Raw genomic sequence first — 24360 nt, forward strand, 5'->3', positions numbered from 1 at the left:
ACCGAGGCCGGCAGGCAGCCGGTAACTCTCATCAGACGGTATCGGATGTGATCACCGGGGCTTTGAGCGGCAGGCTCATGCTGAAGGTCGCACCCTCACCCGGGCTACTCGCCACATGGATGGTGCCGCCCAGCGTTTTGGTGACCAGGTTGTAAACGATATTCAGGCCCAAACCACTGCCGCCTTGGCCCAACTTGGTGGTGAAGAAAGGGTCGAACACCCGCGCCAAGTGGGCTTGGGCAATGCCGCATCCGTCATCAGTGACCAGCAGTTGAATACGGTCTGTACCTTCCACCACCGCCCGGATGCTGACCGTTCCATGCGGCGTCCCGTCGAAGGCATGGAGCAGCGCGTTATTGATGAGATTGGTGAGCACCTGCCCCAGTGGGCCCGGGAAGCTGTCCATCACGATGTCCGCCGGAATGTCGCTCACCACCGCATGCGCCGACTTGCGAATGCTGGGCCCCAACGTCAGCAGAATTTCCGTCACGGTGCTTTGCAAGTCAAAGGTACGGCGGTTCAGGCTGGTCTGATCGACGGCCACTTGCTTGAAACTGGAAACCAGCTCTGCCGCGTGTTGCAGACCCCGCATCAGAATGCCGGCGCCCTGCTGCGTATTCGTCACAAACTCGTCCAAGCGGCTGCGGGTCAGCCCCTTGCTCATGCCATCCGCAAAACTGGCAGCATGGTCCTGCAAGGTGCTCGCGACAGTCAGGCTGTTCCCGATGGGCGTGTTCAGCTCATGGGCGATACCTGCCACCAAGGAGCCGAGTGCCGACATTTTTTCAGTACGTACCAGTTCTGACTGAGCCGCACGCAATTGGCCCATGGCATCGGTCAGCTCCCGGGTGCGTTCCTGCACACGGTGTTCCAACGTGGCGTTTAGCTGGAGAATGTTTTCTTCGTAGCGGTGTTTTTCGGTGATGTCATCAAACGCCATGATGAGCACACGCTCGCCGCCCAGCGCCACCATGCGGCCGGAAATGTCGCAATAAATCTCCGCGCCGTGGGCGCCTCTGCGCATCCAGGCCTTGAAGTTCGAGATCTCGCCCGTTCGCTCCACAATCTCCAGGCAACGGCTTCGCTCGGCAGGGTCTACCCAGATCCCCATGCGCAAACCGTTGGTCCCCATGGCGACCCCGCGCTCCATGCCGAATACCCGCGACCATGCGGAGTTGACATCGATGGTGCGAACGTCCCCTTCCACCAAAGAGACCGACATGGCGATCGGTGAGGCATCAAAAATCGCCGCAAACTTGGTCTGACTTACGCGCAAAGCTTCTTCGGTGCGGGCCCGTTCTTCCAGCTCGCGCTGCAAGGCTTCTGTTTTTTGCTCACGCTCGGTCAGTAAAGCGCCAAGGTCCAGGCGCATGGTGTCCAGGGCGTTGGACAACTGGCCCATCTCGTCCTTCTTCTCGCTGGCCATGGATTCGTTCAGCTCGCCGCGTGCGAGGCGCGAGGCGCCTTCGCGCAGGCGCAGAATGGGCAACACAATTCGGCTGTTGAATAGTGGCCAAATGAAGGCGAATGCCAACGCCACCTGCAGGGCCAGTGCGCCTGCAAACCGCAACAGCTCCGAACGTGCTTCGCGCTCAATCCGCTGGGACGACATCACCACCGACAAACTACCGACCCGGGCGCCGTTGTAGGTGATGTCGCGTTTCTCGGACAGGAAGCGGGCGGAGTCGTCCGTGGGCTCACCCCGTTGCACAAAGGTTTCACCGAATTCATCGGTGACCGAGACATTCACCACGTCCGGGTTGCGCATCACCGCTTCGACCAACTCGATGGCCACACCGCGGTCCAGATTCCACACCGCCACAGCCATGCCGCGCGAGAGCACGTCGGCGTACTGGTTGAGCGGCGCCTCCACGCGCAGGGCACGCTCGGTACGCAGTTTGCTGGTGACCTGAAAGCCTGCGAAGAACAAAGCCGGCAGCAATATGCCCGCAGCCACGCCCACCATCAGGGTTTGCCGGAGAGACAGGCTGGGAATCTTCACGCTGAACGGGCCTTTCGGGTGCAGGGGTGAGGGGCATGCAAGCAGGACCGGCGCAGTATCGCGGGCTCGTGGGTGCGGGTCAAGCACATGCGGTTGCTGCAATCACCCGCCTGTTATAACCCACCCGTATACAGAGGCTCAGACGGAATGCCGACACACCTGGCGTTGTCGTTTGTGCCCCACTTGCAGGAACTTCTGGCCGCGCGCGGTCTCCGACAACCCGATGAATGCTTTCTCCCACTCACTAAGCTTGACTGCACTGCTGCGCAGCTTGAGCGCTCTGCTTTTGATAGCTGCCTGCGCAATACCGACGGGCGCTAGTGCCCAGTTATCTTCATCAAACAGCTCGCTAGTAGCGCCTGCCACTGGCTCGGTGGCAGCATCGCAAGTCAAGACGGACCAAGTTGTGGCGGAGCTGGTGGTGCATGCACCGGACGGGGTCACGCCCGACAAAACGCTGTGGCTGGGCTTGTTGTTGCAGCACCAGCCCCACTGGCACACCTACTGGAAGAACCCGGGTGACTCCGGCCTGCCCACGCAGCTGCAGTGGACGCTGCCTGCCGGCCTGACGGCGGGTGACATCGCTTGGCCGGCCCCCCGGAAAATTGCCATCGGGACCCTGGCCAACTTGGGCTACGAGGGCGAAGTTCTGCTGCCCGTACCGGTCAAGGTGGACAGCAACTTCCGCCCCGCAGGTCTGGCGCAAACCGCCGAGATTCAGCTCCAAGCGAGTTGGCTGGTCTGCCGCGAAGAGTGCATTCCGCAGGAAGGCAGCTTCCGTATCAGCGTTCCGGTGCGGGGCTCCATGGCGCTGCATGCCGCGCAGTTTGCTGCGGCCCAGGCGGCTGCACCGGTCGCATTCCAAGGCAAAGTCGAAGCGCTTGCGGACGCCCGCGGACTGCTGTTGCGGGTGAACAAGCTGCCCGCCGCTTGGGTAGGCAAAGCGATTCAGGCCCTGCCGGAAACACCCGAGCTGCTGGATACCCCTGCCCTGCCCGCGACCACCGACACCCTGACCAGCGGCAGCCTGCAAGCAGGCCAACAAGGCTGGGACGGAGCCACCTGGCAGGCGCTGGTGCCGTACTCAGCGCAGCGCAGCACCTCCCCCGGCCAACTCGCGTGGGTGTTCAGCATAGGCAAGGAAAGCCTGCGCAGCGAGGCCACTGTCACCGGTACCTGGCCCGTCGTCGCCGAGTTCGCCAAAGTGCCCCCCGCCCTGCAGGCTGCGCTGGACACCAACGCCCGCGCTGCCAGCGTGCCGCCCGCCCCGACAGGTGGCATGGTCTGGATGGTGCTGGCCGCATTGCTGGGCGGCCTGATCTTGAACCTGATGCCCTGCGTCTTCCCGGTGCTGGCCCTCAAAGTGCTGGGCTTTGCCGCTCAGGGCACCCAGTCGCGCGCCCAGCAGCGGGCGCAGGGCTTGGCGTACACCGCCGGTGTAGTGCTTTCCTTTATGGCAATGGGCGGCTTGTTGCTGGTGTTGCGGGCGGGTGGCGAGCAGCTGGGCTGGGGCTTCCAGCTGCAGTCGCCTGCCGTCATCACCGGCCTGGCCATGTTGTTTACCCTGCTGGCCATGAACCTGGCGGGCTGGCTGCACATCGGCAACCTGCTGCCTGCCGGACTGGCCGGCATGCAGCTGCGCCACCCGGTGGCGGAGGCGTTTTTGTCCGGGGTGCTGGCCGTGGCCATTGCCTCACCCTGCACCGCCCCGTTCATGGGAGCGTCGCTGGGCTATGCGATTACCCTGCCTGGCTTGCAGTCCCTGGTGCTGTTTGCAGCCTTGGGCTTGGGTCTGGCGCTGCCCTACCTGCTGGCAAGCTGGTTACCTGCGGTAGGCCACTGGCTGCCGCGACCCGGCCCGTGGATGGAAACGCTCAAGCACTTTCTGGCCTTCCCCATGGCGGCGACCGTGGTCTGGCTGGTGTGGGTGCTGGGCCATTTGAGCGGGGTGGATGGCGCAGCCAGCCTGCTGCTCTTGCTGCTGTCCCTGGGCTTGCTGGCGTGGGCACTGCGCCTAGGCGGTCGCGCGAAAACCTTTTTTACTATTATTTCCATAGCTGCTTGCGCACTATCCATGAGCGCTACATGGCAATTTAGCTTGAAACCTGATGCCACTATGGCCGTGCCAGCCAACGGGTCTGCGGCGCAAACGGGCGCATGGCAAGCTTGGTCGGAGCCGGCAGTGCAAGCAGCCCTCCAAGACCGCAAGCCCGTGTTTGTGGACTTCACTGCCGCTTGGTGCATCACCTGCCAGGTCAACAAAAAAACGACCCTATCCAATGCTGAAGTCGAGGCCGCTTTTACGGCCAAGCAGGTGCGCTTGCTGCGCGCTGACTGGACACGGCGCGACCCCGCCATCACCCAAGCCTTACAAGCCCTGGGGCGCAGCGGAGTGCCGGTGTACGTGCTCTACGCGCCGGGCAAACCGCCGGTGGTGCTGACGGAAATCCTCACGCCCGGTGAAGTGCTGGCGGCCGTGGCGCAGCTCTAGGCCAGCAGAAGTCTGTACCAACCCTGCAGCCTCTTCACGCTTTAGCCCTCCATTGCCGGCCCTTTTCACCTCATCCCCATTGCCCACCGCCATGCCTGCATCTGAAGCCCAGACCATTGCCGACTTGGTCAGCCACCCGCGTACCGTGGCGGTGGTCGGCCTCTCACCCAAAGCCCACCGCGAAAGCTTCAAAGTCTCGCAGTACATGCAGCGCCAAGGTTGGCGCATCGTGCCGATCAACCCCAACGCCATTGAGATTCTTGACGAGAAGGTGTACGCCAGCCTCACCGAAGCTGCTGCCGCAGAGAAGATCGATCTGGTAAACGTGTTCCGCAACAGCGAGGACGTGCCGCCGGTGGTGGATGAAGCTCTAGCCATCGGTGCGCCCGCCATTTGGCTGCAGCTGGGCATCCGCAACGACTCCGCAATCGCCAAGGCGAAGGCGGCCGGACTGCAATGTGTGCAAGACAAATGTCTGCTGGTGGAGCACGCCCGCGCCCATCGATAAGACCGCCCGGTCCCGCTGCGGGTCATCGCGTCTTGACTTGAGGCAAGACAAAGGCTGAGGTGGATTGAACTGCGACAATCCGGATATGACTGACACCACAGCCCCATCTCCAGCCTTCCCGGCCCAGGCCACCACCTTCGACGGCCTGCACAACCCCACTTTTTTGCAAGCCTGCATGCGTCAGGCCACCGCGCACACGCCGCTGTGGCTGATGCGCCAGGCCGGCCGCTACCTGCCGGAATATGTGGCAACGCGTGCCAAGGCCGGTAGCTTCATGGGCCTGGCCACCAACACCGAGTACGCCACCGAGGTCACCCTGCAGCCGTTGGAACGTTACCCGCTGGATGCGGCGATTCTGTTCAGCGACATCCTGACCGTGCCGGACGCCATGGGCTTGGGCCTGTCCTTTGCCCAAGGCGAAGGCCCCCGCTTTGCCAGCCCGATCAAAACCGAGGCCGATGTGGCCAAGCTCGAAGTGCCCGACATGGCCAAGCTGCAATATGTGTTTGATGCGGTCAGCAGCATTCGCAAGGCACTGACCGTAGATGGCAAAGGCCGTGTGCCCCTGATCGGCTTCTCCGGCAGCCCCTGGACGCTTGCCTGCTACATGGTCGAAGGCAAAGGCAGCGACGACTACCGCCTGGTCAAAACCATGCTGTACAGCCGCCCGGACCTGATGCACCGCATGCTGGCCGTCAACGCCGACTCGGTTGCGGCCTACCTGAATGCCCAGATCGACGCCGGCGCCCAAGCGGTGATGGTGTTTGACAGCTGGGGCGGTGTGCTGGCCGATGGCGCCTTCCAGGAGTTCAGCCTGGCCTACACCGCACGCGTCCTGAAACAGCTCAAGCGCTTCGGTACCGATGGCAAAGTGGTGCCCCGCATTGTGTTCACCAAAGGTGGCGGCTTGTGGTTGCAAGACATGCAGTCGCTGGACTGTGAGGTGCTGGGTCTGGACTGGACGGTCAACCTTGCCAAAGCCCGAGCTTTGGTGGGTGGAACTGAAAACGGCCCCGGCAAGGCATTGCAAGGCAACATCGACCCCAACGTTTTGTTTGCGCCACCGGCTGCTATCGAAACGGAAGTGGCCAAGGTTCTTGACAGCTTTGGCAAGCCTTTTCAGGGCAGTGGCACCGGCCCCACCCACATCTTCAATTTGGGTCACGGCATCAGCCAGTACACCCCGCCGGACCATGTGGCGGCACTGGTGGCAGCGGTGCACAGTCACTCCAAAAAGCTGCGTGCCTGATCGGCATACCACGTTTTTTGCGCGAAAACAAAGTTTCCAACACTTAGTTATGCACAAAAATGGGGGTGCGGGGTTAACCCTATCCCCCATTCGAGGGAGCAGCGCTACAAAAGAAATAGCGTTCGTAAGTGATTGATTTATAAGGATTCTATGTTTTGCTTTTTTTCTGGGCAGCGCAAGGAAACCCTTGATTTACAAGGCTTTGGAGCCCGCAAAACGCACATATCAACAAAGTTATCCACAGAAAACCTGAATCGCGTGTAAAGCACTTGTAAATCAAGCACTTAGCCCACATTCCGCAAGTTCACCTCAACAAGACGCCCCAAGTGACATTCCGCATCACGAGACGTCCGATGTCCGTCGGACCCCGCCCATGAGCCATTGGCTGCCCGTTCTGGTGCACACGCCGGCGCACGCGGCGCTCGGACCGGTGCTCACCTACCGCAGCGATCAGCTGTTGCCGGCCGGCACCCTGGTGCGGGTGCCCTTGGGCAAGCGAGAGACACTGGGTATGGTGTGGGATGCGGCCACGGCAGAGGCGACCGGCGAGTTCGATCCCGCCAAGGTGCGTGACATAGCCGGTGTGCTGGAGGGCATACCGCCCTTGAGTCGGGCCTGGCAGCAACTCTTGAGCTTTACCGCCGCCTACTACCAGCGCTCGGCCGGCGAAGTGGCGCTGGCCGCCCTGCCCCCTCAGCTGCGCGAGTTGAACCCCGAGCAGATGGCGCGGCGCCTCAAACGCAAAAAGGTGGATGCGGGTGCCGGCGGCGCGGTGCTGGCCGCACCGGCCCTTACCCCCGAGCAAGCCACCGCGATTGCGCAGATCGACAGCCATAGCGGCCCCTTCTTGCTCTTCGGCGCCACCGGTAGCGGAAAAACCGAGGTGTACCTGCACTGCGTGCACAAGCTGCTGGCCGCCGACCCGGATGCCCAAGCCCTGGTCATGGTGCCGGAGATCAACCTCACCCCCCAGCTGGAAGAGCGCTTCAAGGCCCGCTTTGCCCCGCTGTACGGCGAACAGGCCGTGGTCAGCCTGCACAGTGGCATGACCAACCCGCAGCGACTTAAAAGCTGGCTCAGTGCGCATGGCGGGGCTGCCCGCATCGTGCTGGGCACGCGCATGGCCGTGTTTGCATCGCTACTCAAGCTGCGGCTCATCGTGGTCGATGAAGAGCACGACCCCAGCTACAAAAGTGGTGAAGGCGCACGCTACTCGGCGCGCGACCTGGCGGTCTATCGCGGAAAGCTGGAAGGGGCCAAGGTCATCCTCGGTTCGGCCACGCCTTCGCTGGAGAGCTGGCACCACAGCCGCTCGGCCGAAGAAGGCGGGCGCTACCTGCGCCTACACATGCCCAGCCGGGTGGGCGAATCATCGAAATTACCGCTCGTACGACGGGTGGACATGAACCACCAGCCCCGGCGGGCCATCTTCTCCACCCCGCTGATTGCCGCCATTACCGAACGGGTGGCGCGCGGGGAGCAGGTGATGGTGTTTTTGAACCGGCGCGGCTACGCCCCGGTACTGACCTGCGAAGACTGCGGCTGGAAGAGCGAGTGCCCGCACTGCAGCGCATTCCGCGTGTTCCACAAAATCGACCGCACCCTGCGCTGCCACCACTGCGGCTTTACCGAGCGGGTGCCGCGAGCCTGCCCGGACTGCGGCAATGTGGACATCGCCCCCTTCGGGCGTGGCACCGAGCAGCTGGAGGAACACTTGGCCGAGCTGCTGGTGGATGTGCGCCGTCACGGCTCCGTCACGCCCGAGAACCCGGACGGCGAGCATGTGCGTATTGCACGCATCGACGCCGACAGCACCAAACTCAAAGGCCAGCTCGAAGAGCAACTGGCCGCAGTGCATGCGGGCGACGTGGATGTGCTGGTGGGCACGCAGATGATTGCCAAGGGCCACGATTTCCGCCGCATCACGCTGGTCGCAGCAGTCAACCCGGACGGGGCCTTGTTCAGCAGCGACTTCCGGGCGCCCGAGCGCTTGTTCAGTTTGCTGATGCAGGCCGCAGGCCGTGCCGGGCGCGATGCGACCCTGGGCGCACAAAGCGAGGTGTGGCTGCAAACCTTCCAGCCCGAGCACGGCCTGTACGCCGCCCTCAAAAAGCACGACTACCCTGCCTTCGCAGCGCAGCAGCTCAAAGAACGCGAGCAAGCCAACATGCCGCCCTTCAGCGCCCAAGCCTTGGTGCGCGCCGAGGCCAAGACGCAGGCGGCTGCACAAGCTTTTTTGAACGCTGCCCGTACCTTCGCCCAAACCGAGATGGCCGCGTGGGACGGCTGGGCCGAGGCGCTGGAGCAAGTCTTCCTCTACCCCGCCGTGCCCATGGCGATCCAGCGGGTGGCCAATATCGAACGCGCCCAGATGCTCATCGAGTGCCCTTCACGCGCCACGCTGCAGCAGTTCCTGACCGCCTGGCAAAGCGTGCTCCACGCCACCCGCAGCCAGCCCGAATGCAAGGGCCTGATCCGCTGGGCGATTGATGTGGACCCGTTGGCGATTTGAGTCAAAAAGCGGGCTTGGCGCACATCAAACATGCGCGAGCCGCTGCAAAATAAATAGCGGGGTCAGTGCCTGTCGGCGTTAGGTGCGTAAGGCAAAGCCTGGTCGTTACGGACCTCATGGGCTTGCACATCCACCACATCGGCAGCAGAAGCGCTGTGGCCAAAACCGCCTGCTCCTGAAGATCCGGCAGCACCGAAACCACCGCGCTTGAACTGCTGCCTAGCCTGATTGAAACGCTGGAAGGTGGTCACAAACGCCGGTTTGCGACCGGTGAGTAGCGCTTTGAGCAGCACCCAAACCAAGCTGAGCAACGCCACGAATAGCAGACTCAGCGCAAACACCGCCGCGGCGGCGATGAGCACCAGCTTGAGGGCGAAGCGAAAAATAGCGGAAACAAGGTTTATCAAAGTGTCCATCAGTGAATTGTGCACTGCATCCCAAAGTCACCGGCAACTCCAAGGGCGTAGGCATTTACAAGCCAGATTGGCAGGTAGCGCACAAGAAATCTGCGCCAATAGCTCCTAAAATAATAGCAACTAGATTCCCACCATCAGGGCTACGGCTCCCGAGAAGGTAAAGAATGCGGCGGCGGTAGAGACCAGGATGATGCGGGCGATACGCCCGTTGTCTGCGCCGAATCGCTCGGCCAGCAGCGACACATTGCTGGCACTCGGCAGGGCGGCCAGCAACACCAGCACGGTGAGTGCAAATTTATCGATGTGCACGCCTAAGCTCACCGCCGACACGCCGACCAACAACACCAGCAAGGGGTGCAAAAACAGCTTGATCAGCGCGACCGGCACATATTCCTGCCAATACACCTCGTGCGTTTTGTCGTCCTTGGCCAGCATTTGGGAGCGGGCCAGCACCGCGCCGATGGTGAACAGCGCCACGGGCGAAGCCGCATCCGCCAGCAGGCCCACGGTGGATGCCACTGGCTTGGGTAGCTCCAGCTGCAAGGCAGAGAACACCGCGCCAAGAAGGATGGACCATGGCATGGGGTTGGTCGCCACACCCTTGAGCGCATTTTTCGCCGCCTGGGTAGCCGAGATACCACCTTGAGCCGGGTCCCCGCCCAAACGGGACAACGCGATGCAAAGCGAAGAGGTAATCACCATGTCCACCAGAATCGTGACGATGGCCGGCCCCGCCGCTTTTGCGCCCAGCAAGGCCACCAACAAAGGCACGCCCATGAACCCGGTATTCGGAAATGCACCCACCAGCGCGCCAAAGGCCGCGTCATTCCAGCCGATGCGACCATGCAAGGTCACCGCCACTACAAAGGCCACCATCACCAAGGCACACAGCAAGTAGGTCAGTGCGAGGCTGACATCCAGTAGCTCGCCGATGGGCGTACTCGCGCCGAAGCGGTAGAGCATGCAAGGCAGCGCGAAAAAAAGCACAAACCCATTCAAACCGGGAATGGCCGCCAGCGGCAACATGCCTCGCCGCGCTGCCAGATAGCCGCAAAGCACCAGTGCAAAGAACGGGAAGGTGACGATCAGGATTTGCAGCATGGTCGCAATTGTCGGGGAAACGAAGGTGCGGCCTTTTATGGTGACTTAGAGCGATCCACACACGTCGAGCTCCGGAGAGGGGGTGCATTGCACAGTGAAGTCAAGGAGGAGCCCGCCGGAGCGGGCGGGGGACACGAACGGCGCAGTGCACACCCTCCGCGGAGTGGGCACGAACCAGCAATGCAGCCGCAAACCAGCAACCCGTTAAGATTGCCCGCTCCCCGCACGTCAGGTCCCCCATCCCCCTATGTCTGCCCCCCAAGCCAATCACGGCATGAACCCCGCCCAACAAGAGGCGGTGAACTACCTGCACGGGCCCTGCCTGGTGCTGGCCGGCGCAGGATCGGGCAAAACACGGGTGATCACGCACAAAATCGCCCGCCTCATCCAGATGGGCATGCCGGCCAACCGGATTGCGGCCATCACCTTTACCAACAAGGCAGCAGCCGAAATGCGCGAGCGGGCCAAACACCTGATCGGCAAAGCCGCCAAAGATGTGGTGGTGTGCACCTTCCACGCTCTGGGGGTGCGCATGCTGCGCGAAGACGGTGCGGTGCTGGGCCTGAAGCCGCAGTTCAGCATTCTGGACGCGGACGATGTGACCAGCATCATCAAGGACGCGGGCGGCACGATTGACGCAGCCACGGCGCGGCAGTGGCAATGGACCATCAGCGCCTGGAAGGGTGCCGGCCTCAACAGCGAGCAGGCGCTGGCCGCTGCAGCGGATGACAACGAGCGCATCATCGCCACCGCCATGGCCCGCTACGAAGAGCGCCTGGTGGCCTACCAAAGTGTGGACTTTGATGACCTGATCAGCCTGCCCCTCAAGCTGTTACGTGATTACCCGCAAGTGCGCGAGCGCTGGCAAGCCCTGCTGGGCCATGTGCTGGTGGACGAATACCAGGACACCAACGCCACCCAGTACGAGGTGCTGAAGTACCTGGTGGGCGAAAAGGCCCGCTTTACCGCCGTGGGCGACGACGACCAGTCCATCTACGGCTGGCGCGGCGCCACGCTGGACAACCTCAAAAAACTGCCGGTCGACTTTCCCACCCTCAAAGTCATCAAGCTGGAGCAGAACTACCGCTCCACCAGCGCCATCCTGCGGGCGGCCAACAATGTGATCGGCCCCAACCCCAAGCTGTTTCCCAAAACCCTGTTCAGCGAGCTGGGCGAAGGCGAGCCGGTGCGCATTGTGGATGCGGACAACGAAGAGCACGAAGCCGAGCGCGCAGTCGCCCGCATTCAGAGCCTGCGCGCCAATGGAGTCCCAGACGCGCAAGGCAAGCAGTACAAAGAGTTCCGCGACTTTGCGGTGCTGTACCGTGCCAACCACCAGGCCAAGCCGTTCGAAAAAGCACTGCGCAAGGCGGGCATTCCCTACAAGGTGTCCGGCGGGCAGAGCTTTTTTGACCGGGCTGAGATCCGCGATTTGTGCGCCTGGTTCCGGCTGTGGAGCAACAACGACGACGACCCGGCTTTTCTGCGCGCGGTGACCACACCCAAGCGGGGCATTGGCCACACCACGCTGGGGACCTTGGGCACCTTTGCCACCCAGTACAAGCTAAGCCTGTTTGAGTCGCTGTTTTCATCTTCACTGGCCAGTGTGCTGAGCGCCAGGGCGCTGGGCAGCCTGCATGAGTTTGGTCGCTACATCAACGACCTGGAGTTCCGCGCGCGCCACACCGAAGGCGCGGATGCGGCCATGGCCTTCATCATGGACTGGCTCAAAGAGATAGGCTACGAAAAGCACCTCTACGACGGTGAGGACAGCGAAGGCGTGGCCTCTGCCAAGTGGAGCAACGTGATGGAGTTCTGCGAGTGGATGGCGCAGCGCTGCGGCGGGCAGATTGACGATGCCGCTGGCGTGACCAACACGCGCGAGGTTAAAAACCTGCTGGAAGTGTCGCAAACCATTGCCCTGCTCTCCACCATCAGCGAGCGGGAGAAGGACCAGAACGTGGTGACCCTCTCCACCCTCCACGCCTCCAAGGGTCTGGAGTGGCCGCATGTGATGCTGGTGGGCGTGACCGAGGGCATGCTGCCTTTCAAACTCGGGGACGGCGCAGACACGCTGGGTGGCTCCACCCTGGAACATGAGTCAGCCAACGACGATATTGCCGCGCGCCTGCAGGAGGAGCGCCGCCTGATGTACGTGGGCATCACCCGCGCCCAGCGCAGCCTGGCCGTGAGTTGGACCCGCCGCCGCAAAAAAGGGCGCGAGATGGTGGCAGCCCTGCCGAGCCGCTTCATTGCGGAGATGGGCCTCGATCAATCCACCGCCAAAGAAGACCCCCGCGAGAAACTGCGGGCACTTCGCGCAGAATTTGCCGCTAAAGCCCTCGTTACCGCGGCCAATGCCGCTGCCAAGCCATGAGAAACGCTCCTCAATTTGCTCTCTTTTTGGTAGCTGCTTGCGCATTGTTGACGAGCGCCAAGGCCCAAAATGGTACTGAAGCAGTTGCCAGCAACTATCCCATTGCCGAAACCAGCCCCGCGGTGAATACCCCCGTACCGGTAGAGGTGGTGAGCTGCAAAAATCCGGCGGCCACACCGCTATCCCGTTTTTGGGAACTGGAGCCGGCCAGTGATTGCGGCACATTCGGTTTGCGCGGTTACCGGCCCATCAGCCTGGCCGTGATCGGCTCGGACAGCGTCAACACCGCGCCGACATCGCCCTCTGCGGACCACACCGGAAGCTTCCAGCCCTACACCACCAGTGAGACGCGAATCAACATGTCGGTGCGCACCAAGGTCGCACAGGGCCTGCTGACGGGCGGAGATCCGAACCGGCTGGATTCGTTGTGGTTTGCGTATAGCCAACAGTCGTACTGGCAATTGTTCAACGCCGATTTGTCCCGCCCTTTCCGGGCCACCGACCACGAGCCCGAGCTCATCTACATATTCCCAGTGGAGTCGGCGCTCCCGTCGGGCTGGCGCTTGCGATACGGCGGCATTGGAATCAACCACCAGAGCAACGGACAGAGCCTGCCACTTTCCAGAAGCTGGAACCGCATCATCGGTCGCGCCGGGCTGGAGCTCGGGAACAAAGTTTCCATCACCGGTGCCTTGTGGCAGCGGATTCCAGAAGACAGCTCCAGCGACGACAACCCCGATATCGTGGACCGGGTCGGTCGCGCGGAACTGTCGACCGTCTGGAATGTGGACCCGCTGAATTCGCTGGCTTTCACGGTACGCCATTCGTTGCAAACCGGTGATAGCGGCTCAGTACGCCTGGCTTGGTTCCGCAAGGTCGGTAGCGCAGTGGACAACGCTAACCGTAGCAGCCTGCGGCTGCATACCGAACTATTCAGCGGTTATGGGGACTCTTTGATGGACTACAACCGCAAGCGTACAGTGTTCAGCGTGGGACTGACCCTGCTGGACTGGTAGAACGCGTTAGCGGTGACCGTCGAAAGTCGAGTGGAACGAGTCTGAAAACCCGTTCTGCTTTTGGGGCTCCGCGGGGCCGAACATCTGATCGTGCAAGTCAGTGAGTATCAACATGGCTTGCGCCGCTTCAGCATTGAAGCCCACACGCGCGTGACCCATGCCATCTCCACCATTCATGATCAACTTGTTGATGTACAGGCTGCACTCTTTGTAGCCCCACAAGGTGCGGATGGTCGTGGCTATGCGGTGGTGAAACAACTCCACAATTTCCAAAGCATCAGCTGCCCGTTGAGCCGGAGACTTTTCTTCCAGACCCATCGGTTGGGTAGCGATTTCATCAAAATCCGGGAAAGCTTCAGCCGACTTCAATTCGGTGCGACTGCGCGGCGCAGGTTTGGCGCTTACGCTCAATGGCGCGGCGCTGGTGATCGGTGCCATGCCGCTGTACCGGGAATCCTGCTCTGCAAGCGCACTGTCCCACAAACTCCAGGAAGTCTCCGGATCATCTTCCACAACTTCCAGGCCACGCGAATCCGTGGCATCCAATCGCTTGGACGCTTCCGAACTGCCTTTACCCAGAAATCTACCGAACATGGAAACCCTTCATACGACTTGTGATTCACTGCTTGCACCGAAACCGCTTCCCTGCGGGAGACTCTCTTTACTCAAACTGTAACAAGAGGTTAATCCTTCACGCGTCACGTAGCAAGAGGCCGGAAGTACTAATCAGAATCTTTAAGCGTTCACAGACAACAAAAAAGCGGCATTCCCGTGAGGAAATGCCGCTTTTGCATTTGGTGGCCTGGGGCGGAATCGAACCACCGACACAAGGATTTTCAATCCTCTGCTCTACCGACTGAGCTACCGGGCCTGAGCCTTGAATTATAGCATCAAATTCAGACGTTATTTCGTTTGCCGCGAGATAGATCAACGCCAAGCTGTTTGAGTTTGCGATAAAGGTGGGTCCGCTCCAAACCTGTCTTCTCCGCAACACGCGTCATCGAACCGTTTTCCTTGGCAAGGTGGTATTCGAAATACGCTTTCTCAAACTCATCCCGCGCTTCACGCAGAGGCTTATCGAGACCGAAATCCTGATGAGCCTGTGGTCCGGTTTCTGCCGGCTCGGGCAACGTGGCCGTTACCAGTGTTACCGACTCGGCCTGCATAGCGCTATGTTGCATGGTTGGTGCAGGCTTGCGCACGGCCCCACGAGCCAAACCTTGCTCCACAGCTTTCAAGAGTTTTTGAAGGGTGACAGGCTTTTCAAGAAATGCTAATGCACCGATCTTGGTCGCTTCCACGGCAGTATCAATCGTGGCATGCCCGCTCATCATGATCACAGGCATCGTCAAGGCACCGGTAGAGGACCACTCTTTGAGCAGAGTGACACCGTCGGTATCCGGCATCCAAATGTCGAGAAGCACCAGGTCCGGTCTCTCGCGCAGCCTGGCAGCGCGCGCCTGCGCAGCGTTTTCCGCCAGCTCTACTGTGTGTCCCTCATCATTGAGGATTTCCGACAGTAGTTCACGGATTCCGTGCTCATCGTCCACTACCAATATATTCGCCATATCGCTTGCGCTATCCCTTATATAACCTGACCCGGTCTCATACCAAGGCGCCAGGCGCAACTGTCAATGATAACGACACTTGCGCGCCGACTACGACACCATCCTTCAGACGGTTCCCGAGGTCGATTCGCGCACCATGTTCATCCGATATTTTTTTCACAACAGCTAGGCCGAGTCCGGTGCCCCGCGCTTTGGTTGTAACGTATGGTTCGAAGGCCCGTTTGAGAATACTCTCTGGAAACCCATCGCCCTGATCGAGCACCGACATGCGCACACGCTTGTTTGTCGCCTGCCATTGCGTTCGGAGTGTCACTGTGCGTGGTGCGTTACGAGGCACGGACGCACTGGCACAGGCGTCTTGCGCGTTTTGCAGAAGGTTGTGAATCACTTGCCTCATCTGTTGTGCATCGCCCATCACCATGGGGCAAGCTTCGTCCAGCTCCAATTCAATCGGAACTTTCGCAACCTCAGGGTCATAGAGATGCATCACATCTTTGATCAATGCGTTGAGTTGCAAAGGCTTGAGCTCAGCAGCGGGAAAACGGGCATAGTCACGAAACTCATTGACCAGACGCTTCATGGCATCCACCTGATCCACGATCGTTTTGACCGACTTGACCAAGATGGCCTGCTCCGGGTTCTCCAACTTTCCGGACAACTTCATCTCCAACCGTTCAGCTGAAAGTTGGATGGGAGTGAGCGGATTTTTGATTTCGTGGGCCAAGCGGCGTGCCACTTCGCCCCAAGCTTGGGCACGCTGCGCCGAGACGATTTCAGAGATATCGTCAAACACCAACAACCGGAGATCGGAAGGAAGCTCTGCACCCCGGGCTACCAGCGTAATTGCACTGTCAAAGGGGCCGAAACTAGTGGATGTTCCACCGCCTAGCTCAAAGGATTGCTGCCAGTGATCGACGCCGCGTTCCCCCTGTCCCGCAGCCAACTCTTCAAACTGCCGCTGTGCGCCATTGCCAAATGCCTCTAAGCCGGGAAGTAGCGCCAAGAGCGCGCCTGTGTGCGGAGATAACTCGCGCTTCAGGATTCGTGAGGCGCCTGGATTGGAGCTTTTTATGCATCCGTCGTGGTCGAGAACGATAACGCCTGAAGTCAAGTTGTCGAGGATCGTCTGCAAATTCGCACGCGCCGCATCGACCTGCGACATGCTGACTTCCACCGCCTGGCGTGCATCTGCCAGTTGCTGGGTCATGGAGGCAAACGCACGCGTAAGGCCACCCAACTCGTCACGCCCCTGCAGTGCGATTTTAGGCGTCAAGTCACCGGCAGCCACCTGACTTACCCCTTCGGTGAGTAACAGCAAGGGCCGCGCAATCTGGTTCCCTAAAACAACTGCCAACAATACGGCGCCAAACACGGCCAGAAACAAACTGAGCGTCAGCGTGCCGATGTACATGCGCTTGAGGCCCTCACGTCCTAGCGCCCGCTCCTGGTACTCTCTGTTTGCGGCTTCCACTGCGAGTGCGTTACTAACCAGCCCCTGGGGTAGCGCACGGGAAACCAGCATGTATCGGGTGTCTGCAGTCAGTCCCAGCCCCGAACCGGTGATTGGAACCAGCGCCTTGATGCGGGCACTACTCAGTGAGCCCGTCACCGCATCATCAAGCCCCTCAACCCAAGCCAATGAGCGCTGTTGCCGCGCAGTGCGGAACTGACTGGTAGTTGGCTTATCCGGACTGAGCTGGAACTTGGATTGCCCTACGCTGGCAACAAGACTCCCAGCACCACTCCAAATGGTGATGTCAGTGGCGCTCAACTGGTCCATCATGCGCTCTGCCAGGACGCCTGCCGCACTTTCAGGATTTTCCGAAATCAAGTTGGCCGCTGCTTTTGATTTCACTGCGAGGTCCACCGTGAGGGTATCCAATGTGACCCGCCCCAGATTCAAGCCGGCCTCGAGCGCGCCTTCGACCTTCACGTCGAACCATGTTTCAATTGATCGGGATACAAACTGGTAAGAGACAACGTAGATCAACAAGCCGGGCATCACGCCCACCAGCGCAAAGATAGTTGCCAATTTCAGGAGCAAGCGACTACCGAATCGGCCTTGACGCAAGCGAATGATCAGGCGGTAGCTGACCCATGCAATTGCCGCAGCCAATAAACTGGCAACTACTACGTTGATAACAAACAAAACGTTGTAATTGCTTTCATACAGCTCGCGATTGTTCGTGGCCTGCGTGAGCAAATACAAGAGCATCAGGCCAATTAGCACCATAGTCACCGAACCAATGGCAATGGCCCTCCGCATAGAGCGGGAGGTGTGCTGATTATTGGTAGTTTCTCGAGGCTCAACTACCGAATCAGCGCTCATTTCACAGTCTCCGGACCCAAGGTTACGGATCTGACAACACTGACATCCCAATCAGATTGCCCCAGCACACCGATTTGGAAAGGTCTGGGTAACTGGCTCACATCCAGCATAAAGCGGAAATCCAGCCGGTAACGGCCGACAGGATCCAGCTCCCCAGGTCCGGCAATGCGCCATTTAACAATCCGCTTGATCGCGGCAATGGCCATCGGAAGACTGTCAAAAGTTTGGCTCAAAGCCAACCCTTGGCCGGCGCTGCTTCCGCTTCCGGTCCCAACACTCAATCTCCAACGCCTGGTGAGCGGCTGAAAAGCCAGTTTGTAATGACGGGAGACGGAGGCGAGCGATTTGTCGTACCAATACCAACGCTCTCTCAGCACCTCGGCTTCCACTCTGAAATAGACGGGCACGCCCTTGAGTAGGGCGTCTTCCACCGGGGCAGACAGTTCGAACTGAAGTTGGGCAGTAAGCGTGAGCTCCTCGCTTGAGCGCTCGACCTCAAACTGGCTCAGTTCTACAGACGCTTGCGCGTGCAGCGGAGCCCAGACAAAAACCAAAAGAATTAGACATAGGCGTCTCAGCAGACTTTCAAAAGTGTTTCTTTTCGAAAAGTGCATAGAAAAAGCCATCATGGTCGCCATGCTGATTGTCGGCTACGTCCTGCCCAGACTGCCCACTTTGTGGCAGCAAATGGCCGGGAGAGGGCAATAGAACTGCGTCTTTGTTGCTCTCAAGAAACGATTTCACTTGGTCCGCACCTTCCGCCCTGAATATGGAGCAAGTGCAATACAACAGTTTGCCGCCCGGCTTCAGCGTGGACCATAGTGCAGCAAGAAGCTTCTTTTGTTCCATCGCCAGTTGAGGAACATCGCTTTCCCGCCTCAACCACCGAATGTCCGGATGGCGTCGAACAATGCCCGATGCTGTACACGGCGCATCCAAAAGCACATAGTCAAACGGGTTGCCGTTCCACCAAGTACCGGTGTCGGCAGCATCAGCCGTTTGGACATTTGCGGTCAGACCAAGTCGACTCAGCGTTTGATGAATCCGCTCGGCACGTTGGCCGTCTACCTCCAGCGCCAGCACTTCTGCGTCACACAGCTCGAGCAGATGTGCGGTTTTTCCGCCTGGAGCTGCGCAGGCATCGAGTATCCGCGGATGCCCGCTGGCTGGGACTCCAGCCAACAGGAGCTTGGCGGCCATTTGCGCAGCACCATCCTGCACAGAAACTAGACCTTCGGAGAAACCCGGCAATGCTGAAACAGGTACGGCATTGGTCAGCTCCAGCAAAGAACCACTTTCTAGGGCAACGTCGATGCCAGCGCTCTTTAACTGTTGGTGATACTCCGATACTTGGACCTTGCGCACATTGACGCGCAGGGTCATGGGCGGATGGCGATTGGCGTTCTGAAGAATGGTTTGCCAATCCTGGGGATGCTCCTCTTTGACACGCTTGATCCACCAGGCAGGATGATTCCAACGGGCCTCCGGCCTATCGTTAGTGGCTTTCACCAGAGCCTCACGCTCACGCAGAAACCGACGTAAACATGCATTAATGAAGTTAGCTTGTGCAGCCGCGCTTGGTGTCTTCTTGGCACACTCCACCGCCTGGTTCACGAGAGTAAATTCGTCATAAAGTGCGTGGGCCGTGTCCCATACCAGCGCCAATACCAAGCAAAGCAAAGTATCTACTGCGACGGGGGGAGGTCGTTTCGCAAGCTGTGCACGTATAGCTTTGGCACGCCCCATGTTTCGCCACGCCTGGAAAGACAAAGCTTGTACGCCACCTCTTAAATGTGCCGGGACTCGCTCCATTGCGACGCTACCGGATACACCGTCCGCTACGTCCATAAGCACCACAACCGTCGCTTGCAATTGTCGCCAAAGGGGCGGGGCTCTCTCGATGTCAGTCATCTTCTTCCTAGATCTTTGTGCTTGATTCAAAACCCATCCATCCGGCAACCCATCGGGCTGGGTATTCTGCTATTGCGTGGTTATAGTTTTCAATAATGGCATTCAGCGCCTCTTGGATGGCTTTGACCTTGTTTTGGATGGCACTCCATTCCGCTTGCATTTCTTCAGGCACCGGGGCTCCTGCAAGGTCAGGCGGAGTGTTGGCCCACGTGGACCACGCACTTTGAAGCGCAACAAGGCTGTCTGATCGCTTTTGCTGCGCCGTTTGACTCAGGCTATTCTTGCGCGGCGCGTACCAAATCGCTTCGACAACTTGTGCTGCGCGTACCACTTCCATCCATTCGGTTTCCATATCCTGCGGACTATTCGTAGCTGTCAATGCTGCCATTTGCGCTGACTGGGCGAAAGTCTCCAGAAGCATCAGTGAAGACCTTACCTGTCTTTCCAATGCGGTGAGTACATCCAGCGCTCGGGAGCGGAGTCTCATCAGCCGGTTGTAGAGCCCGACGAGCCAGAAAATGACCGCGGCTACTGCAAGCCAAAGCCAGATGGATGTGTCCATCTCATTCCCTCTTTTTTTCGCTGTTCGAATTCCAAAAAAAACGCCCCAAGCTGCATGCAACTTGGGGCGCTTTGAGTCAGGCTCCTGGCTTATTCGGCCGCAGAGTCATCCCCGGCAGCTGCATCTTCAGTCAGATCGGCAGTACCTGCCAATTCAGCCGCTTCCGCTTCTGCAATGGCGCGACGCTCTGCGTCGTCCATGGTTTCGCGGACCTTGCGAGCTTCGTGGTAGGCCAAGCCGGTACCGGCTGGAATCAAACGGCCGACGATCACGTTCTCCTTCAGGCCACGCAATTCGTCGCGCTTGCCCATGATGGCAGCTTCGGTCAACACGCGGGTCGTTTCCTGGAACGACGCAGCGGAGATGAAACTGTCGGTGGACAGGGACGCTTTGGTAATACCCAACAACAAATTGGTGTAGGTCGCTGGAATCTTGCCTTCGGCGCGCAAAGCGTCGTTCGTGTTGAGCATTTCGGAGCGCTCAACCTGTTCGCCATTGATGTAGCCGGAATCACCTGCATTTTCAACGACCACACGACGCAACATCTGGCGAACAATCACTTCAATGTGCTTGTCGTTGATCTTCACGCCTTGCAAGCGGTATACGTCCTGAACTTCGTCCACGATGTAGCGTGCCAGTTCTTCCGAACCCAGCAAGCGCAGAATGTCTTGCGGATCGGCTGGCCCGTCGACCACGGACTCGCCCTTGTTGACCACCTGGCCTTCGTGCACCAGGATGTTCTTTTCCTTGGGCACGAGTTCTTCCCAGACTTTGCCTTCTGGATCGGTGATCTGCAGACGGACCTTGCCTTTGGTTTCTTTACCGAAGGACACGGTACCGGTTACTTCAGCCAACACGCCCTTGTCTTTCGGTGAGCGGGCTTCAAACAACTCGGCAACCCGTGGCAGACCACCGGTGATGTCTCGCGTCTTCTGGCCTTCGATTGGGATACGGGCCAGCACTTCGCCGGGGCCCACATCCTGTCCGTCACGTACTTGCACCAAGGCGCCGACGGGGAAACCGATCGTCACCGAGTGGTCTGTACCTGGGATCTTGACTTCGTGACCGGACGCATCGATCAGCTTCACTTGCGGACGCACAACCTTTGCAGCACCACGGCGTTTCGGATCGATAACCACCAGTGTAGACAAACCAGTCACTTCATCCACTTGCTTGGCGACGGTCAGGCCTTCTTCGACATTTTCGAAGTGGGCTTTACCCGCAAACTCGGTAATGATGGGTCGAGTCAACGGGTCCCAATTTGCGAGGATTGCACCGGCCTTGACGGTCTGGTCTGCCTTGATGGTCAGCACCGCACCGTATGGAACCTTGTGACGCTCACGCTCACGGCCATGTTCATCATGAATGATGATTTCTCCAGAGCGGGCAATCACCACCAACTCACCCTTGCTGTTCGTCACATAGCGCATCGTGGCATTGAAGCCGATATTGCCGTTGGACTTGGCTTCCACGCTGGAAGCGATAGCAGCACGGGACGCGGCACCACCGATGTGGAAGGTACGCATGGTCAGCTGGGTACCGGGTTCACCAATGGACTGCGCTGCAATCACACCGACAGCCTCGCCACCGTTGATCAAACCGCCACGACCCAAGTCGCGTCCGTAGCATTTGGCGCAAATGCCGAAGCGCGTTTCGCAGGTCAGTGCGGTGCGGACCTTGACTTCGTCGACGCCGGCAGCTTCCAGCATTTCGATTTCGTCCTCTTCCAGCATGTCACCGGCGTTCAACAACACGGCACGTGTTTCAGGGTGCAACACATCGTCAGCAGCAGTGCGGCCGAGGATACGGTCACGCAGGGACTCGATCACTTCACCGCCTTCCACGATGGCGCGCATCAGCGAACCATCATGGGTTCCGCAGTCCTGCTCGGTCACTACCAAGTCCTGGGTCACATCGACCAAACGACGTGTCAGGTAACCGGAGTTAGCCGTCTTCAAAGCGGTGTCAGCCAGACCCTTACGGGCACCGTGGGTGGAGATGAAGTACTCCAACACGTTCAGACCTTCGCGGAAGTTCGCGGTAATGGGCGTTTCAATGATGGAGCCATCAGGCTTGGCCATCAAGCCCCGCATACCCGCTACCTGACGGATCTGAGCCGCAGAGCCGCGGGCACCGGAGTCAGCCATCATGTAGATGGAGTTGAAGGATTCCTGTTGCACCTGGTTGCCATGACGGTCAGTGACCAGCTCCTTGGACAACTTGGCCATCATCACCTTGGACACTTCATCACCTGACTTGCCCCAGATATCCACCACCTTGTTGTAGCGCTCGCCGGAAGTTACCAGACCAGACACGTACTGCTGTTCGATCTCTTTCACTTCCTTCTGGGCACGACCGATGATGTCGTGCTTTTCCTGCGGCACCAGCATGTCATCGATACAGATGGAAATACCAGCCTTGGTTGCCAAACGGAAACCGCTTTGCAGCAGCTTGTCGGCAAACACCACGGTTTCCTTCAGTCCGCACTTGCGGAAGGAGACGTTGATGAGCTTGGAGATTTCCTTCTTCTTCAAGGCCTTGTTGATGTTCGCGAAAGGCAAACCCTTGGGCAAGATTTCAGACAACAAAGCACGCCCTGCGGTGGTTTCCCAGAGCTTGGTTTCAGGCACGAACTCGCCGGTTTCCTTGTTCTTGGTCCACTCAGTCAGACGCACGTTGATGCGCGCATTCAACTCCACCTGGCCCGCGTCAAAAGCGCGCTGCACTTCACCGGTATCTGCAAACACCAGACCCTCACCCTTGCCGTTGATACGGTCACGGGTGGTGTAGTACAAGCCAAGCACCACGTCTTGAGACGGAACGATCGAAGGTTCACCGTTCGCGGGGAACAGCACGTTGTTGGAGGCCAGCATCAAAGTGCGGGCTTCCATTTGTGCCTCCACCGACAGCGGTACGTGGACAGCCATTTGGTCACCGTCAAAGTCGGCGTTGAATGCCGCACAAACGAGGGGATGCAACTGGATGGCCTTGCCTTCAATCAGGATGGGCTCAAAAGCCTGGATACCCAAACGGTGCAGCGTTGGCGCACGGTTCAGCATCACGGGGTGCTCTTTGATGACCTCTTCCAGAATGTCCCACACCACGGGGGTGCCGGACTCAACTTCTTTCTTGGCAGCCTTGATGGTGGTCGCAATGCCCATGGCTTCCAAGCGCGCAAAAATGAATGGCTTAAACAACTCCAAGGCCATCAGCTTGGGCAGACCGCACTGGTGCAGTTTGAGCGTTGGGCCCACGGTAATCACGGAACGACCGGAGTAATCCACGCGCTTGCCCAGCAAGTTCTGACGGAAACGGCCGCTTTTGCCCTTGATCATGTCGGCCAAGGACTTCAAGGCGCGCTTGTTGGCGCCAGTCATGGCCTTGCCGCGACGGCCGTTGTCCAGCAAGCTGTCCACGGCTTCTTGCAGCATCCGTTTTTCGTTGCGGGCGATGATCTCGGGAGCCTTCAACTCCAGCAAACGGCGCAGACGGCTGTTGCGGTTGATCACGCGGCGATACAGGTCGTTCAGGTCGGAGGTCGCAAAGCGGCCGCCGTCCAGGGGAACCAGGGGACGCAAGTCCGGTGGCAGCACCGGCAACACGTCCAAAACCATCCACTCGGGCTTGATACCTGATTTCTTAAAGGCTTCCAGCACCTTGAGGCGCTTGGCGTTCTTCTTGATCTTCAGCTCGGAACCGGTCAAGTCGTTGCGCAGCTTCTCGATGGAGCCATCGATGTCGATGCTTTCCAGCAAATCCTTGATACCTTCGGCGCCCATCTTGGCGGTGAACTCGTCACCGTATTCCTGGAATTTGGCGTCAAAGTCGTCCTCGGACATGATGCTGTACTTCTTCAGCGGGGTCATGCCGGGGTCGGTCACCACGTATGCTTCAAAGTACAACACGCGTTCGATGTCACGCAGGGTCATGTCCAGCACCAGGCCCAAACGGCTAGGCAGGGACTTCAGGAACCAGATGTGCGCGCAAGGAGCAGCCAAGTCGATGTGACCCATGCGTTCACGACGCACCTTGGTCTGTGTGACTTCAACGCCACACTTTTCGCAAATCACACCGCGGTGCTTCAGGCGCTTGTATTTGCCGCACAAGCATTCGTAGTCCTTGATGGGTCCGAAAATCTTGGCGCAAAACAGGCCGTCACGCTCAGGCTTGAAGGTGCGGTAGTTGATGGTTTCAGGTTTTTTGACTTCGCCGAAAGACCAGGAACGGATCTTTTCAGGCGACGCCATGCCAATCTTGATGGCATCGAAATGCTCATCGGGCGTGAACTGCTTGAACAGGTCGAGTAAAGATTTCATGT

Annotated in this window: 16 protein-coding genes and 1 tRNA gene; 6 read left to right on the forward strand and 11 right to left on the reverse strand. The window is 59.3% G+C overall.

Annotation, left to right across the window (positions count from 1 at the left end; all coding sequences use genetic code 11):
* Positions 1 to 31: 31 nt before the first annotated feature.
* Positions 32 to 2002, reverse strand: coding sequence for an ATP-binding protein (locus AEP_RS10155; protein WP_157673123.1), 1971 nt, complete (start codon positions 2000 to 2002; stop codon positions 32 to 34).
* 223 nt (positions 2003 to 2225) lie between these two features.
* Here AEP_RS10155 and AEP_RS10160 point away from each other — a divergent pair, with 223 nt between their 5' ends.
* From AEP_RS10160 to priA, 4 genes are all read left to right on the forward strand, one after another.
* Positions 2226 to 4493: a protein-disulfide reductase DsbD family protein gene (locus AEP_RS10160; protein ID WP_087495271.1), complete on the forward strand. Its 2268-nt coding sequence runs from the start codon at positions 2226 to 2228 to the stop codon at positions 4491 to 4493.
* A 91-nt stretch (positions 4494 to 4584) separates the two neighbouring features.
* Positions 4585 to 5001 carry a CoA-binding protein gene (locus AEP_RS10165; RefSeq protein WP_087495272.1) on the forward strand — a complete coding sequence of 139 codons (417 nt, stop codon included), beginning with the start codon at positions 4585 to 4587 and terminating at the stop codon, positions 4999 to 5001.
* 85 nt (positions 5002 to 5086) lie between these two features.
* Positions 5087 to 6250 carry a uroporphyrinogen decarboxylase gene (hemE, locus tag AEP_RS10170; protein ID WP_087495273.1) on the forward strand — a complete coding sequence of 388 codons (1164 nt, stop codon included), beginning with the start codon at positions 5087 to 5089 and terminating at the stop codon, positions 6248 to 6250.
* A gap of 373 nt (positions 6251 to 6623) precedes the next feature.
* Positions 6624 to 8762 (forward strand): replication restart helicase PriA, encoded by a 2139-nt coding sequence (gene priA, locus AEP_RS10175; RefSeq protein ID WP_087495274.1) that lies wholly within the window; start codon positions 6624 to 6626, stop codon positions 8760 to 8762.
* A gap of 62 nt (positions 8763 to 8824) precedes the next feature.
* Here the strand turns inward: priA and AEP_RS10180 are convergent, their stop codons facing one another.
* Positions 8825 to 9178: a hypothetical protein gene (locus tag AEP_RS10180; protein WP_232459804.1), complete on the reverse strand. Its 354-nt coding sequence runs from the start codon at positions 9176 to 9178 to the stop codon at positions 8825 to 8827.
* Positions 9179 to 9298: 120 nt separating this feature from the next.
* Positions 9299 to 10279, reverse strand: coding sequence for an AEC family transporter (locus AEP_RS10185; protein ID WP_087495275.1), 981 nt, complete (start codon positions 10277 to 10279; stop codon positions 9299 to 9301).
* A 247-nt stretch (positions 10280 to 10526) separates the two neighbouring features.
* Between AEP_RS10185 and AEP_RS10190 the strand changes: the two genes are divergently transcribed.
* Positions 10527 to 12656 (forward strand): ATP-dependent helicase, encoded by a 2130-nt coding sequence (locus AEP_RS10190; protein WP_087495276.1) that lies wholly within the window; start codon positions 10527 to 10529, stop codon positions 12654 to 12656.
* A complete protein-coding gene (locus AEP_RS10195) occupies positions 12653 to 13672 on the forward strand; it encodes a phospholipase A (protein WP_087495277.1) in 1020 nt (339 codons plus the stop codon). Before AEP_RS10190 ends, AEP_RS10195 begins: the two co-directional genes overlap by 4 nt.
* A 6-nt stretch (positions 13673 to 13678) precedes the next feature.
* Here AEP_RS10195 and AEP_RS10200 read toward each other — a convergent pair whose 3' ends face one another.
* From AEP_RS10200 to rpoC, 8 genes are all read right to left on the reverse strand, one after another.
* The gene (locus AEP_RS10200) at positions 13679 to 14266 is read right to left on the reverse strand and encodes a hypothetical protein (protein ID WP_087495278.1); all 588 of its coding nucleotides are present in this window, start codon (positions 14264 to 14266) and stop codon (positions 13679 to 13681) included.
* Between the two features lie 201 nt (positions 14267 to 14467).
* Positions 14468 to 14543 (reverse strand) — tRNA-Phe (locus tag AEP_RS10205).
* 25 nt (positions 14544 to 14568) lie between these two features.
* Positions 14569 to 15240, reverse strand: coding sequence for a response regulator (locus AEP_RS10210; RefSeq protein ID WP_087495279.1), 672 nt, complete (start codon positions 15238 to 15240; stop codon positions 14569 to 14571).
* A gap of 37 nt (positions 15241 to 15277) precedes the next feature.
* Positions 15278 to 17569, reverse strand: a complete 2292-nt coding sequence (locus AEP_RS10215) for a sensor histidine kinase (protein WP_087495280.1) — start codon at positions 17567 to 17569, stop codon at positions 15278 to 15280.
* On the reverse strand, positions 17566 to 18207 hold the full coding sequence (locus tag AEP_RS10220) for a DUF4390 domain-containing protein (protein ID WP_232459805.1): 642 nt from the start codon (positions 18205 to 18207) through the stop codon (positions 17566 to 17568). The genes AEP_RS10215 and AEP_RS10220 overlap by 4 nt, the downstream gene beginning before the upstream one ends.
* Positions 18155 to 19480, reverse strand: a complete 1326-nt coding sequence (gene rsmB / locus AEP_RS10225; RefSeq protein WP_087495282.1) for a 16S rRNA (cytosine(967)-C(5))-methyltransferase RsmB — start codon at positions 19478 to 19480, stop codon at positions 18155 to 18157. Before rsmB ends, AEP_RS10220 begins: the two co-directional genes overlap by 53 nt.
* Positions 19481 to 19487: 7 nt before the next feature.
* Positions 19488 to 20042 (reverse strand): LemA family protein, encoded by a 555-nt coding sequence (locus tag AEP_RS10230; protein WP_087495283.1) that lies wholly within the window; start codon positions 20040 to 20042, stop codon positions 19488 to 19490.
* 89 nt (positions 20043 to 20131) lie between these two features.
* Positions 20132 to 24358, reverse strand: coding sequence for a DNA-directed RNA polymerase subunit beta' (rpoC, locus tag AEP_RS10235; protein WP_087495284.1), 4227 nt, complete (start codon positions 24356 to 24358; stop codon positions 20132 to 20134).
* Positions 24359 to 24360: the final 2 nt, after the last annotated feature.

Origin of the sequence: Curvibacter sp. AEP1-3 (genome assembly GCF_002163715.1) — a bacterium.
In the GTDB taxonomy this organism is placed as follows: Bacteria; Pseudomonadota; Gammaproteobacteria; order Burkholderiales; family Burkholderiaceae_C; genus Allorhodoferax.

Bases quoted from the DNA above. Each gene is read 5' to 3' on its own strand.
- AEP_RS10190 (WP_087495276.1), top strand. From the start codon at position 10,527: ATGTCTGCCCCCCAAGCCAATCACGGCATGAACCCCGCCCAACAAGAG.
- AEP_RS10185 (WP_087495275.1), bottom strand. From the start codon at position 10,279: ATGCTGCAAATCCTGATCGTCACCTTCCCGTTCTTTGCACTGGTGCTT.
- AEP_RS10200 (WP_087495278.1), bottom strand. From the start codon at position 14,266: ATGTTCGGTAGATTTCTGGGTAAAGGCAGTTCGGAAGCGTCCAAGCGA.
- priA (WP_087495274.1), top strand. From the start codon at position 6,624: ATGAGCCATTGGCTGCCCGTTCTGGTGCACACGCCGGCGCACGCGGCG.
- AEP_RS10160 (WP_087495271.1), top strand. From the start codon at position 2,226: ATGAATGCTTTCTCCCACTCACTAAGCTTGACTGCACTGCTGCGCAGC.
- AEP_RS10210 (WP_087495279.1), bottom strand. From the start codon at position 15,240: ATGGCGAATATATTGGTAGTGGACGATGAGCACGGAATCCGTGAACTA.
- hemE (WP_087495273.1), top strand. From the start codon at position 5,087: ATGACTGACACCACAGCCCCATCTCCAGCCTTCCCGGCCCAGGCCACC.
- AEP_RS10215 (WP_087495280.1), bottom strand. From the start codon at position 17,569: ATGAGCGCTGATTCGGTAGTTGAGCCTCGAGAAACTACCAATAATCAG.
- AEP_RS10180 (WP_232459804.1), bottom strand. From the start codon at position 9,178: ATGGACACTTTGATAAACCTTGTTTCCGCTATTTTTCGCTTCGCCCTC.
- AEP_RS10220 (WP_232459805.1), bottom strand. From the start codon at position 18,207: ATGGCGACCATGATGGCTTTTTCTATGCACTTTTCGAAAAGAAACACT.
- rpoC (WP_087495284.1), bottom strand. From the start codon at position 24,358: ATGAAATCTTTACTCGACCTGTTCAAGCAGTTCACGCCCGATGAGCAT.
- AEP_RS10195 (WP_087495277.1), top strand. From the start codon at position 12,653: ATGAGAAACGCTCCTCAATTTGCTCTCTTTTTGGTAGCTGCTTGCGCA.
- AEP_RS10230 (WP_087495283.1), bottom strand. From the start codon at position 20,042: ATGGACACATCCATCTGGCTTTGGCTTGCAGTAGCCGCGGTCATTTTC.
- rsmB (WP_087495282.1), bottom strand. From the start codon at position 19,480: ATGACTGACATCGAGAGAGCCCCGCCCCTTTGGCGACAATTGCAAGCG.
- AEP_RS10165 (WP_087495272.1), top strand. From the start codon at position 4,585: ATGCCTGCATCTGAAGCCCAGACCATTGCCGACTTGGTCAGCCACCCG.